The 12,716-nt window shown below is 54.7% G+C and carries 13 protein-coding genes; 6 read left to right on the top strand and 7 right to left on the bottom strand.

The features are described 5' to 3' along the window. Positions 1 to 30: 30 nt before the first annotated feature. From J2X14_RS15860 to tolC, 3 genes are all read right to left on the bottom strand, one after another. On the bottom strand, positions 31 to 1,191 hold the full coding sequence (locus J2X14_RS15860) for a glutathionylspermidine synthase family protein (RefSeq protein WP_352412136.1): 1,161 nt from the start codon (positions 1,189 to 1,191) through the stop codon (positions 31 to 33). An 8-nt stretch (positions 1,192 to 1,199) separates the two neighbouring features. Beyond that, positions 1,200 to 1,859, bottom strand: coding sequence for a DUF1190 family protein (locus J2X14_RS15855; RefSeq protein ID WP_352412135.1), 660 nt, complete (start codon positions 1,857 to 1,859; stop codon positions 1,200 to 1,202). A gap of 195 nt (positions 1,860 to 2,054) precedes the next feature. Further along, positions 2,055 to 3,533, bottom strand: coding sequence for an outer membrane channel protein TolC (tolC, locus tag J2X14_RS15850; RefSeq protein WP_352412134.1), 1,479 nt, complete (start codon positions 3,531 to 3,533; stop codon positions 2,055 to 2,057). Positions 3,534 to 3,748: 215 nt separating this feature from the next. Here tolC and nudF point away from each other — a divergent pair, with 215 nt between their 5' ends. Genes nudF through parE form a run of 5 tightly spaced genes read left to right on the top strand, consistent with a single transcriptional unit; the run spans position 3,749 to position 8,207 of the window. Continuing rightward, on the top strand, positions 3,749 to 4,384 hold the full coding sequence (gene nudF, locus J2X14_RS15845; RefSeq protein ID WP_352412133.1) for an ADP-ribose diphosphatase: 636 nt from the start codon (positions 3,749 to 3,751) through the stop codon (positions 4,382 to 4,384). Continuing rightward, on the top strand, positions 4,381 to 4,806 hold the full coding sequence (locus tag J2X14_RS15840; protein WP_352412132.1) for a DUF1249 family protein: 426 nt from the start codon (positions 4,381 to 4,383) through the stop codon (positions 4,804 to 4,806). Before nudF ends, J2X14_RS15840 begins: the two co-directional genes overlap by 4 nt. Before the next feature lie 42 nt (positions 4,807 to 4,848). Beyond that, positions 4,849 to 5,676 (top strand): 3',5'-cyclic-AMP phosphodiesterase, encoded by an 828-nt coding sequence (gene cpdA / locus J2X14_RS15835; protein WP_352412131.1) that lies wholly within the window; start codon positions 4,849 to 4,851, stop codon positions 5,674 to 5,676. A 3-nt stretch (positions 5,677 to 5,679) separates the two neighbouring features. Continuing rightward, the gene (yqiA, locus tag J2X14_RS15830; protein WP_352412130.1) at positions 5,680 to 6,261 is read left to right on the top strand and encodes an esterase YqiA; all 582 of its coding nucleotides are present in this window, start codon (positions 5,680 to 5,682) and stop codon (positions 6,259 to 6,261) included. Positions 6,262 to 6,311: 50 nt separating this feature from the next. After that, complete coding sequence (gene parE, locus J2X14_RS15825) at positions 6,312 to 8,207, top strand: DNA topoisomerase IV subunit B (protein ID WP_352412129.1); 1,896 nt, start codon at positions 6,312 to 6,314, stop codon at positions 8,205 to 8,207. A gap of 91 nt (positions 8,208 to 8,298) precedes the next feature. Here the strand turns inward: parE and J2X14_RS15820 are convergent, their stop codons facing one another. The 4 genes from J2X14_RS15820 to J2X14_RS15805 all read right to left on the bottom strand — a co-directional run bounded on the left by J2X14_RS15820 (position 8,299) and on the right by J2X14_RS15805 (position 10,095). Then, positions 8,299 to 8,634, bottom strand: coding sequence for a putative quinol monooxygenase (locus tag J2X14_RS15820; RefSeq protein WP_352412128.1), 336 nt, complete (start codon positions 8,632 to 8,634; stop codon positions 8,299 to 8,301). A gap of 34 nt (positions 8,635 to 8,668) precedes the next feature. Next, positions 8,669 to 9,250: an NAD(P)H-dependent oxidoreductase gene (locus J2X14_RS15815; protein WP_352412127.1), complete on the bottom strand. Its 582-nt coding sequence runs from the start codon at positions 9,248 to 9,250 to the stop codon at positions 8,669 to 8,671. A gap of 256 nt (positions 9,251 to 9,506) precedes the next feature. Beyond that, a complete protein-coding gene (locus J2X14_RS15810) occupies positions 9,507 to 9,785 on the bottom strand; it encodes a helix-turn-helix domain-containing protein (RefSeq protein WP_352412126.1) in 279 nt (92 codons plus the stop codon). Continuing rightward, positions 9,766 to 10,095 carry a type II toxin-antitoxin system RelE/ParE family toxin gene (locus tag J2X14_RS15805; RefSeq protein WP_352412125.1) on the bottom strand — a complete coding sequence of 110 codons (330 nt, stop codon included), beginning with the start codon at positions 10,093 to 10,095 and terminating at the stop codon, positions 9,766 to 9,768. Before J2X14_RS15805 ends, J2X14_RS15810 begins: the two co-directional genes overlap by 20 nt. Before the next feature lie 335 nt (positions 10,096 to 10,430). On the opposite strand from J2X14_RS15805, the gene parC reads away from it, so the two are divergent. Then, the gene (parC, locus tag J2X14_RS15800; protein WP_352412124.1) at positions 10,431 to 12,704 is read left to right on the top strand and encodes a DNA topoisomerase IV subunit A; all 2,274 of its coding nucleotides are present in this window, start codon (positions 10,431 to 10,433) and stop codon (positions 12,702 to 12,704) included. Positions 12,705 to 12,716: the final 12 nt, after the last annotated feature.

Raw genomic sequence — 12,716 nt, 5'->3', positions numbered from 1 at the left:
CAAAAGGGCAGCCTGAGCGGCCCTTTTTGGTTACTCAATAAAAGCGTGCGGGTAGAAGCGCGACAGATCCTGCGTGATTAACGCCTTGTCTTCACGCAGGCCAATGCCTGCGGGCTGATCGTTCACCAACCAGCTGCCGATCAGCGTGTAGCTGTCGCCAAACTGCGGCAGAGGATGAAACTGCTGCACAATCATTCCTTCTTCGCCATAAGGGCCATCAACACGAGCAATTTCCTGGCCATTTTCTACGATGCGGATATTGGCGCCTTCACGGGAAAATAGGGGCTTCACCACATATTTGTCCATGGCGGGTACATTATCTTCCGCAAAATAAGCGGGCAGCAGATTAGGGTGATTCGGGAACATCTGCCACAGCATCGGCAGCAGCGCTTTATTCGAAATAATGCTCTTCCAGGCTGGCTCCAGCCAGCGCACGCCAGCATCGTTCAGCTTGGTTGAGAAAATCTCGCGCAGCATAAATTCCCACGGGTAGAGCTTAAACAGATTACTGATAACCTGATCGTTAAGATCGGTAAACTGGCCCTGCTCGCCCAGTCCAATATCATCAATAAACAGAAAGTCGCTCGGTAATCCCGCCTCGCTGGCGCAGTCCTGTAGGTATTGCACCGTACCGCGATCTTCAATGCTGTCGCGATAGCAGGTGAAATGCAGCAGGCTAAAGCCATGCTGCTGATGCAGCACAGCAAAACGCTCAATCAGTTTTTCCTGCAGACTATTGAATTGATCGCTGCCTGCCGGCAGTTTGCCCGCGTTAAGCTGATCTTCCAGCCACAGCCACTGAAAGAAAGCGGCTTCATACAGCGATGTTGGCGTATCAGCATTATTTTCTAACAGCTTAGCATCGCCGCTGCCGTCCCAGGCCAAATCAAGCCGTGAATAGAGCGACGGCTGTGAGGTTTTCCAGGAAGTACGCACAAAATCCCAGGTATGTTTGGGAATACGGAATTTAGCCAGCAGCTCTTCGCTGTTAACCACCTTATCCACCACTTGTAGGCACATCTGATGCAGCTCGGCGGTGGTTTCTTCCAGATAATCAATTTGCGCCAGGGTAAACTGATAATAAGCCTCTTCGCACCAGTACGGCTCGTCATACATGGTATGAAAACCAAAGCCGTACTCGGTCGCACGGGCGCGCCAGTCAGGACGTTCTGCAATAGCAATACGTTTCATAAGGCTGGTTAGCCCCCCAGCGAGCGGCTGCTGGTGCCGGTAGCGCTGCTGCGCTGCATGCTGGTTTGCTTCGCCACGCTTTCACCAAAGCCGCCGCGCGTTACGGTGCTGGTGGTTGCGGGTTTAGGTGCCAGCGCCGTTTTCGGCACCGTCATGGTTTTGCCCGGCGTTGCGGTGCCGTAGTTGCGACCGCTGGCGTCAACGAACTTACCGTTCATCGGGCTGGCCGGATTTTTCGAGCTAAACAGCGGCTGCGCGGCAAAACCTGCTCCGCCGCCCATCATGCGTCCCATCATATAGCCGGCCATCAACGGCATCCAGAAACTGCCGCTCTGATGCGCTTCCGCATTCGTACCAGCCTGGGCTGGAGCCTGCTGGCACTGCGCTTCGCCAAATTCGGCAACGCAGTCTTCACGCGACGCATATTTAGGCGCGGTTTTTTCCGCCTCTTTCAGCGCATTATTGTAAGCGGTGGTGCATTGTTGGCTCTGATCGGGATTAGCTTTGGTACAGTCATCCGCGTTTTGATAAAGCGAAACCGTTTCGTCTGTTTTTTCGCAGCCGGCCAGCATAAAAACAGCGGTAACAGCTAATGCCACCGGCGTCAGGTGACGAGCGCGCCAGCTCTTACGGAAGGCGTCGCGATTAATATTTTTTGTCCGTTTCATGGGGTCATCCTCTGCCCAAAGGTAGCCAAAGGATAGGGGAAACCGGCTCAAAAATGAAGCAACAGCGCGCGCTGTGCCTGTATCTTTACGTAGCTATACGTTCAAATGCGAGAAGGGATAGAAACAGAAATGAAATGGCGGCAAAAGAAGGGGAACGGCCACGAAATTAACCGGCTTCGTGGCCGTTATTCATGCTTAGTGGCTAAACGGATTACCGCTCTGGCGTGGTGCTGCCGGACGCGTCGCTGCCGCTGCGCCGGTATCGTTCTGGCCCGCTGCCGCCTGCAGCTGCGTACCGCGATCGGCCGCCGCATCCTGTTGTGGATTTTCTGGCGCGACCGTTTCCGGCGAGGTTGGGATTTCTTTACCCAGGCTGGCGTTCAGCGCGGTCAGGTCCTCTTCGTTCAACGTACCCAGCGCTGATTTAATGTTCAGCTGATTGATCAGGTAGTCGTAACGGGCATCGGAAAGCTGCTGCTTAGCGTTGTACAGCGTGGTAGTGGCATCCAACACGTCAACGATAGTACGTGTGCCCACCTGATAACCCGCTTCCATCGCATCCAGCGAGCTCTGCGCGGAAACCACCGCCTGCTCGTAAGCTTCGATGCTGCTGATCGAGGCGTTAACGTTGTTGAAAGAGGAACGCACGGTCTGCACCGCAGAGCGATGCGCGCTTTCCAGCTGCTCGCTGGCGCTAACAAAAGCGTACTGCGCCTGTTTCACCTGAGAGTTTACTGAACCGCCGGTATAAAGCGGCAGGTTGAAGCTCAGGCCCACCTGATTGCTGCCGGTGATGCTGTCGTTTTGTACTGCACGGCTGCCGCCATATTTATTGTTGGACAGGCCGGTAGAGGCTTTCAAATCCAGCGTCGGCATATGGCCTGACTCATAATAGCGGATCTGCTCGCGCGCTAAATCCTGTGACAGACGCGCAGATAACAGGTTAAGGTTGCGGCTCTCCGCCTCTTTCAGCAGCGCGCTAACCGGCTGCGGCTTATCGGTGCGGAAACGATCGATATTGAGCGAAGCCAGGGTTGGATAGTAGTTGCCGGTAACCTGACGCAGCGTTTCCACCGCATTGTCGAGTGCGTTGCGCGCCGACACTTCGTTTGCCAGCACGTTATCATATTGCGCACGGGCGTTTTGTACGTCAGTGATCGCCACCAGGCCTACGTTAAAGCGCTGCGTGGTTTGATCAAGCTGACGATAGATAGATTGTTTCTGCGCTTCAATAAAGGAAAGCGAATCAATGGCGCGCAGCACATTGAAGTAGGCTGTGGCGGCATTCAGCATCAGGTTCTGCTGAGCCGTCTGATAAGTGACGTCCTGAATCCCGGCGTTCTTTTCCTGCAGCGTCAGAGCACGCCATTTGCTCATATCGAAGATCGTTTGCGTCAGCTGCAAAGAGCCGCTGGTGGTATTCGAATGGGTATCACGCGCATCGCGGTAGCCGCTGTTATAGGTATAATCGGCGCCAAGGCCCAGCTGAGGCAGTAACGGACTACGCGCTTCGTTAATCTTTTCAAATGCCGCGTCACGATCCGCCGCTGAGCTGCGCAAATCAGGGTTAGTCAATCGGGCCTGTTGATAAATCTGCAGCAGGTTTTCCGCCTGACTCGCCATGCTGAAGCCGCCCAGGCTCAGGCCAATAATTAGAGGGAGCAGTTTCTTCATTTGCATTCCTTGTAGTGCAGCAACGTTGCTATGGTAGCGCTGACATAAGCTAAAAAAATATGCGCCGATTCTAGCAGAGTGTGCCAGAGTGATAAGTTGGCTGAACGTGCCATCTTCCGTTAATTTACGTAAATAATTCAGAAAGAACCACCCTTCCGGGCGGCGTCTGGTTGAAACGCTTCACCGCGCTCCCCACTGTAAAGGACACCGGCTTTATGGTTAAAAATACAGAATACCCTGTGACTTTCAGCAAAAACGATGTAGAAATTATTGCACGCGAGCCATTATATGAAGGATTTTTTTCTTTGGTTCGCTATCGTTTTCGCCATCGCCTGTTTAATGGTGAAATGAGCAAAGAAGTGGTACGCGAAGTTTTTGAGCGCGGACATGCCGCAGTCCTGCTACCCTATGATCCCCAGCGTGATGAAGTGGTGCTGATCGAACAGATCCGCATTCCCGCTTATGATACCAGCTCAACGCCCTGGCTACTGGAATTAGTGGCCGGCATTATTGAGCCTGGCGAAAACGTAGAGCAGGTGGTGCGGCGCGAGGCGATGGAAGAAGCGGGTCTGACGGTTAAACGCGTAGCGCCGGTCATTAACTACCTGGCAAGTCCGGGTGGCACCAGCGAGCGCCTGTCGGTGCTGGTGGGAGAAGTGGATGCCAGCGTGGCGCAAGGATGCCACGGCCTGGAGGAAGAGAATGAGGATATTCTTGTTCATGTGGTGAGTCGCGAACAGGCTTACCGCTGGGTGGAAGAGGGGAAAATTGACAACGCGGCCTCCGTCATCGCTTTGCAATGGCTGATGCTGCACTATGAGAAATTGCGAAAAGAGTGGAATCCAACATGATCAAGCGCTACATCCCTGATTTTCCCGAAATGATGCGGTTGAGCGAAACCAATTTCGCCCAGCTGCGTCGCCTGCTGCCGCGCAATGATGAAGCGGGGGCTTCGGTGACCTATCAGGTAAACGGCGCCAGCTACAGCATTACCATTACTGAATCTACGCGTTACACCACCCTGGTTGAAATTCGTCAGACCGCGCCTGCCGTGAGTTACTGGAGTCTGCCTTCAATGTCTGTCAGGCTATATCATGATGCGATGGTTGCTGAAGTGTGTTCAACACAGCAGATCTATCGCTTCAAAGCGCGTTATGATTACCCGAATAAAAAATTGCACCAGCGTGATGAAAAGCATCAAATCAACCAGTTTCTTGCGGACTGGCTGCGTTATTGTCTGTCGCACGGCGCCATGGCGGTCCCTGCCTGGTAAGCCGCAATAACCTTGATATGGCGTAGAGATTAAGGACATTTTTTGGATAGCCTGCTAAAACTTCCTGTGGTGAGTGGGGCCAATATCAGGATATTACAGATCACGGATACCCACCTTTTTTCAGGCAAACACGAAACGCTGCTGGGCGTAAATACCTGGGCCAGTTTTAATGCGGTACTGGAAGCTATTGAGGCTGAGCAGCAGCCGATCGACCTGATTATTGCTACCGGCGATCTGGCGCAGGATCACTCGCCTGAAGCCTATCAGCACTTTGCTGAGGGTATTGCGCGGCTGCCTGCGCCCTGCGTCTGGCTGCCGGGCAACCACGATTTTCAGCCTACCATGTACGATACGCTGGCGCATTCAGGCATTGCGGAAGCCAAACAGGTGTTATTGGGCGAACAGTGGCAGCTGGTGCTGCTCGACAGCCAGGTCGCCGGCGTGCCGCACGGCATGCTTAGTGACTATCAGCTTGAATGGCTGGATAACACGCTGGCGCAAACCGCCGATCGTCATACGCTGGTGCTGCTGCATCACCATCCGCTGCCGTCGGGCTGTACCTGGCTGGATCAGCATAGCCTGCGCAACGCCCATGCGCTTGATGCCGTACTGCAATCCTGGCCGCTGGCGAAAACGCTGATTTGCGGTCATATTCATCAGGAGATGGATGTGGAGTGGCACGGACGGCGTTTATTAGCCACCCCCTCGACCTGCGTGCAGTTCAAACCGCACTGTACCAATTTTACCATTGATGCCGTCGCGCCGGGCTGGCGTTGGCTGGAGCTGGATAGCAGCGGCGCGGTGCAAACGCAGGTTGCGCGCCTGTCAACGCGCGCTTTTACGCCCGATCTTGATTCCGAAGGTTACTAAAGTATGGCGACGCTGCTCTATCTGCACGGTTTTAACAGCTCTCCCGCTTCGGCGAAGGCGACGCAGTTCCAGCGCTGGCTGGCGGCGCAGCATCCGGAGATAACCATGCTGGTGCCGCAGCTGCCGGTATTTCCGGGCGAAGCGGCGCAGATGCTGGAAGAGATGGTGCTGGCGCGCGCCGGTGAGCCGCTGGGCATTGTCGGCTCTTCGCTTGGCGGTTATTACGCGACCTGGCTGTCGCAGTGCTTTACTTTACCGGCGGTGGTGATCAACCCGGCGGTGCGTCCTTTCGACCTGTTGCTCAATTATCTTGGCACTAACGAGAATCCATACACCGGCCAAAAATATGTGTTAGAGTCACGCCACATTTACGATCTGAAGGTCATGCAGATTGACCCGCTTGAGTCGCCGGATTTGCTTTGGCTACTGCAGCAGACGGGGGATGAGGTGCTCGATTATCGTCAGGCACTGGATTACTACCAAGCCTGTCGCCAGACGGTCGAGGAGGGCGGCAACCACGCCTTTACCGGATTCGAACGCTTTTTCCCTTTGATTCTTGACTTTATCGGTCTGAATCGCGCCTGATGCCGCAGATCGTATAACTCTTTTTTCACCTACCAATTCAGAACGATACGATGACTCAATCCAGCTATAACGCTAAAGACATTGAGGTACTCAGCGGCCTCGAACCCGTTCGTCGTCGTCCGGGAATGTACACCGATACCTCGCGCCCTAACCACCTGGGACAGGAGGTTATCGATAACAGTGTTGATGAAGCGTTGGCCGGCCATGCAAAACGCGTGGAGGTGATTCTACACGCCGATCAGTCACTGGAAGTGATCGATGACGGGCGCGGTATGCCGGTCGATATTCACCCGGAAGAGGGCGTTCCGGCGGTTGAGCTGATCTTCTGCCGCCTGCACGCCGGTGGCAAATTCTCTAATAAAAACTATCAGTTCTCCGGCGGTCTGCACGGCGTCGGCATCTCCGTGGTTAACGCCTTGTCAACGCGCGTGGAAGTCACGGTGCGCCGTAATGGCGAAGTGTACGAAATGGCGTTTGAAAACGGCGATAAAGTGCAGGATCTGGCGGTTATCGGCACGGTTGCGAAACGCAACACCGGAACGCGCGTGCGTTTCTGGCCGGACGGCAGCTTTTTCGACAGTCCGCGCTTCTCGGTTTCGCGCCTGTCGCATCTGTTGAAGGCGAAAGCGGTACTCTGTCCGGGCGTTGAAATTGTTTTCAAAGATAAGGTCAATAACACCGAGCAGAGCTGGTGTTATCAGGATGGCCTGACTGACTATCTGAGCGAGGCGGTAAACGGCCTGATTACGCTGCCGGAAACGCCGTTCGTCGGCAGTTTCGCCGGTGACGTCGAAGCGGTGGACTGGGCGCTGCTGTGGCTGCCGGAAGGCGGTGAGCTGCTGACGGAAAGCTACGTCAACCTGATCCCAACCATGCAGGGCGGCACGCACGTTAACGGTCTGCGTCAGGGGCTGCTTGATGCGATGCGCGATTTTTGCGAATACCGCAATATTCTGCCGCGCGGCGTGAAGCTGTCGGCAGAAGATATCTGGGATCGCTGTGCTTACGTGCTGTCGGTAAAAATGCAGGATCCGCAGTTTGCCGGTCAGACCAAAGAGCGCCTCTCTTCACGTCAGTGCGCGGCGTTTGTCTCCGGCGTGGTGAAAGACGCCTTTAGCCTGTGGCTTAACCAGAACGTGCAGGCGGCGGAGCAGCTGGCGGAGCTGGCGATCTCCAGCGCGCAGCGGCGTATGCGCGCCGCCAAAAAAGTGGTGCGTAAAAAACTCACCAGCGGCCCAGCGCTGCCCGGTAAGCTGGCCGACTGTACCGCGCAGGATTTAAGCAAAACCGAACTGTTTCTGGTGGAAGGGGATTCCGCAGGCGGATCCGCCAAGCAGGCGCGCGATCGTGAATATCAGGCGATCATGCCGCTGAAAGGTAAGATCCTGAATACCTGGGAAGTCTCCTCGGATGAAGTGCTCGCCTCGCAGGAAGTGCATGATATCTCTGTCGCCATCGGCATTGACCCGGACAGCGAAGATCTCAGCCAGCTGCGCTACGGCAAAATCTGTATCCTTGCGGATGCGGATTCAGACGGCCTGCATATCGCCACGCTGCTGTGCGCGCTGTTTGTTAAACACTTCCGCTCGCTGGTCAAAGAGGGGCACGTTTACGTAGCGATGCCGCCGCTGTACCGCATCGATTTAGGCAAAGAGGTGTGGTACGCGCTGGACGAGGAAGAGAAAGATGGCGTGCTGGAGCAGCTGAAGCGTAAAAAAGGCAAGCCGAACGTACAGCGCTTTAAAGGGCTGGGCGAGATGAACCCAATGCAGCTGCGTGAAACCACGCTCGATCCCAATACGCGTCGCCTGGTTCAGCTGACCATCAGTGAAGAGGACGTGGAGCAAACGCTGGCGATGATGGATATGCTGCTGGCGAAAAAGCGTTCGGAAGATCGCCGTAACTGGCTACAGGAAAAAGGCGATAAGGCGGAGATCGAAGTATAAACCGCGCTTTCGCATCGTCCGGCATGAAAAAAACCGCCCGGCCATCGTGAGATAGCCGGGCGGTTATGTTTTAGGTCAGCTATTTATCTGCTTACAGTACGGCGGAATCGGGCACCGCGCCCGCCGGGGTTTCCATCACGAAGATCTTCACATCCAGCACATCATCTTTAATGCGTTCGCGATGGGCTTCCATATGCGGCTGCTGCTGATGCTGTTCCAGATGACGCAGCGACTGCCAGTATTCCAGCATAAAAATGGAATCGGGCAGATTTTGTTTCCACGGCACCTGTGCCTGATGATCGACCAGCGCCTGATATTTATGACAGCCTTCTTCTTCTAAAACCACGGACGTTAAATCCTGGATGGCCGCCAGCACTGCCTCACGGCGACCGGGCTTGACGCAAATCTCAGCTACAACTGTCAGCATAATAGTTCCCTGGTAAAGGTATCAGAGCGTTAAGTTAAGCAAAGATTTGCGCCAGATGCTCACGGTAGCGCGCAATATCACGCGGCACATCAGGTTGTTTAATCACGTCGTTACAGATAAAGGTAGGCAGGCCTTCCATTCCCAGGAACTGGTTCGCCTTATGGAAATGCAGATAAAGCCCGTCAACGCCCACGCCTTCAAAGAACTGCTGCGGATCGGTAAAGGCTTCCAGCGGCGCATTCCAGGTCAGCGACAGCATATATTTCTTGCCCTGCAGCAAACCGCCGGAGCCATATTTTTTGCTGGCGTCAGAGCGGGTACGGCCATCGCTGGCGTACAGCGAACCGTGACCTTCGGTAAACACTTCATCGATATACTTTTTCAGGATCCACGGCTCGCCCATCCACCAGCCCGGCATCTGATAAATCACCACGTCGTTATCGAGATACTTCTGCACTTCCTGCTGAATATCGTAGCCGTCATCGATATGCGTAACCTGCACGTCGTGGCCCTGATCGCGTAAAAAGGTTTCTGCCACTTCGGTCATGGTGTGGTTCAGTTCGCCTTTCGAGTGGGCGAATTGTTTACCCGCATCCAGAATTAAAATCTTAGTCATTGTCTTTGTCGCTCCGTTGCAAACTTTGGCCTCAGTCTACGCAGGGTACAGGCAAAGAAAAATGTGCGTTTGATCATAACACTTTTGCGTATAGCGCAATAATCGATAAGGAAAAGTGAAAAAAATTGCGGAATGTCGGCGGCGCTAATGCTCAACTTTAAAAGCAATAACCAGGGCGGTTGCTGCAAAAAAACCTCCATAACGTACTGAATAAAAAGTATTTTAAGGAGGCGGAATGTTATCGCTTAACGGTTATTTAAAAGAATAAGGTGGCGGAACGAATGCCGCATGCTTTCGCATAACGCGCGATGGTTTCAATACTCGCCGACGTTATATTTTTTTCCATGCGGGAAACGGTCGGCGGCTTGATACCCATGCGTTCGGCAACCTGTGCGCTGGTTAGGCCTGCGTGTTTCCGCCATTCCAGTAAGAGCGCCTGTAAGCGCTCTTTACGTTCTTCAGCTTCATAGGCGGCGCGATATTCATCGTCGCGCATCATTTCATCATGAATCTGTTTATGTGTTTTGTATTTCACGTTTCATTTCCTCCAGCCGACGCCAGGCGGTTTCAATTTCAAATTTCGGCGTTTTCTGCGATTTCTTGATGAAGATTCTCAACATATAGATTTTTTGCCCGGCCTGATAAACCCACAGCCCCCGCGATATGTCTGTTCCCATCGTTCTGACTTCGTACATGCCGCCGCCTATAGGCTTTGCGTACGGCTCTCGTAACGTCCTCGGGTCGGCTTCCAGCTTTTCGACAAGCCTGTCGAATTTTACCCTTACCGTTAGCGGGAGACTTTTTAGCTCGGCTTCAGCCTTATCATGATAGATAACTTCAAACACAGCTTTCCTCCCTGAAAAAAAACATTAGCTTAAATGCTAACTTAGCTCAAGAGCTAAGTTAGGTAATATGTTAAGGCGCATCGGGAAACATGCCTGAATGCTGAACTGCTGTTGTTAATCAAAAAGTATGACGGAGGTTCTGCAGGCGTAGAATGCCTGCAAACGGATCAAACTTTTTTCCCTTTGCTGCCCGCCAGATTGACGTTGTACGCCGGCAATTTGATCAATGTCGTCCGTGCTTCTGCGGTTTTACCTGCGCTGCCTTTAAGGTACTATCCTCGCCAAATAGATCGCTACGCGGCGCGCTGATGCCCGCTGCAACGTGAGGAATCATAATGAGTGACTTGACGCAGGATGGTGCAGAGCGCCTTGCCCTGCATAAATTTACTGAGAACGCCTACCTGAACTATTCCATGTACGTGATCATGGACAGGGCGCTTCCCTACATTGGCGATGGCCTGAAACCGGTGCAGCGCCGTATCGTTTATGCGATGTCGGAGCTGGGCCTGAACGCCAGCGCAAAATTCAAAAAATCGGCGCGTACCGTGGGTGACGTGCTGGGTAAATATCATCCGCACGGCGACAGCGCCTGTTATGAAGCGATGGTGTTAATGGCGCAGCCGTTCTCTTACCGCTATCCACTGGTGGATGGCCAGGGGAACTGGGGGGCGCCGGACGATCCGAAATCCTTCGCCGCGATGCGTTACACCGAATCGCGCCTTTCGCGCTACGCCGAAGTTTTGCTGGGCGAGCTGGGGCAGGGCACAGTGGATTTCGTCCCTAACTTTGACGGCACCTTAAACGAGCCGAAAATGTTACCGGCGCGCCTGCCGAATATCCTGCTGAACGGCACCACCGGCATCGCGGTAGGGATGGCCACCGATATTCCGCCGCACAACCTGCGCGAAGTGACTCAGGCGACGATGGCGCTGATTGATAATCCGAAAACCAGCCTGGACGAGCTGCTGGATATCGTGCAGGGGCCTGATTTCCCGACCGAGGCGGAGATCATCACGCCGCGTGCCGAGATCCGTAAGATCTACCAGAACGGTCGCGGATCGGTGCGTCAGCGTGCGGTATGGAAAAAAGAAGAGGGCGAGGTGGTGATCACGGCGCTGCCGCATCAGGTTTCCGGTGCGCGCGTGCTGGAACAGATCGCCGCGCAGATGCGCAATAAAAAGCTGCCGATGGTGGAGGATCTGCGTGACGAGTCCGATCACGAGAACCCTACGCGTCTGGTGCTGGTGCCGCGCTCTAACCGCGTCGATCTCGATCAGGTTATGAACCATCTGTTCGCCACCACCGATCTGGAAAAAAGCTACCGCATCAACCTGAACATGATCGGGCTGGATAACCGTCCGGCGGTGAAAAACCTGCTGGAAATCCTTAGCGAGTGGCTGGTGTTCCGTCGCGATACGGTACGTCGCCGTTTGCAGCATCGTCTCGATAAAGTATTAAAGCGTCTGCATATCCTTGAAGGTTTGCTGGTTGCATTTCTTAATATTGATGACGTGATCGAAATTATCCGCAGCGAAGATCAGCCGAAGCCAGCGCTGATGTCGCGTTTCGGCATCAGTGAAACCCAGGCGGAAGCGATCCTTGAATTAAAGCTGCGCCATCTGGCGAAGCTGGAAGAGATGAAAATTCGCGGCGAGCAGAGCGAGCTGGAAAAAGAGCGCGATCAGCTGCAGGCGACGCTGGCTTCTGAGCGCCGCATGAATACGCTGCTGAAGAAAGAGCTGCAGGCGGATAGCGAAGCCTACGGCGACGAGCGTCGTTCACCGCTGCACGAGCGCGAAGAAGCGAAAGCGATCAGTGAAAACGAGCTGGTGCCTTCCGAGCCGGTAACGGTGGTGCTGTCGCAAATGGGCTGGGTACGCAGCGCGAAAGGGCACGATATCGATCCGGCCGGGTTGAGCTACAAGGCGGGCGACAGCTATCTGGCGGCCGCACGCGGCAAAAGCAATCAGCCGGTCGCCTTTATCGATTCCACCGGCCGCAGCTATACGCTGGATCCTTCCACGCTGCCTTCGGCGCGTAGCCAGGGCGAGCCGCTAACCGGCAAGCTGACGCCGCCGCCGGGTGCGCTGATGGAACAGGTACTGATGGAAGCAGATGAGCAGCGGCTGCTGATGGCCTCTGATGCGGGCTACGGTTTTGTCTGTACCTTTGCCGATCTGGTGTCACGCAACCGCGCGGGTAAAGCGCTGCTGACGCTGCCGGAGAATGCCAAAGTCATGACGCCGATGGCGATTCATAGCGATGACGACATGCTGCTGGCGATTACCGCGGCGGGCCGCATGCTGATGTTCCCGGTAGGCGATCTGCCGCAGCTGTCGAAAGGCAAAGGGAACAAGATCATCTCTATTCCGTCGGCGCAGGCCAGCAGCGGCGAAGATCGCCTCGCCTGGCTCTATCTGCTACCGCCGGGCAGCGCCATCACGCTCTACGTGGGCAAACGTAAGCTGACGCTGCGAGCGGAAGAGCTGCAGAAATTCCGTGCCGAGCGCGGACGTCGTGGCACGCTGCTGCCGCGTGGCCTGCAGCGTATCGATCGCGTTGAGGTTGATGCGCCAGCGCGCGCCGTTTCTGACGATAGCGAAGCCTGATAGCACAGGGAA

This window comes from Mixta sp. BE291 (genome assembly GCF_031457955.1).
GTDB lineage: Bacteria > Pseudomonadota > Gammaproteobacteria > Enterobacterales > Enterobacteriaceae > Mixta.
The sequence above is the reverse complement of the archived record's forward strand: the minus strand, read 5'-3'. Positions and strand labels throughout refer to the sequence as shown.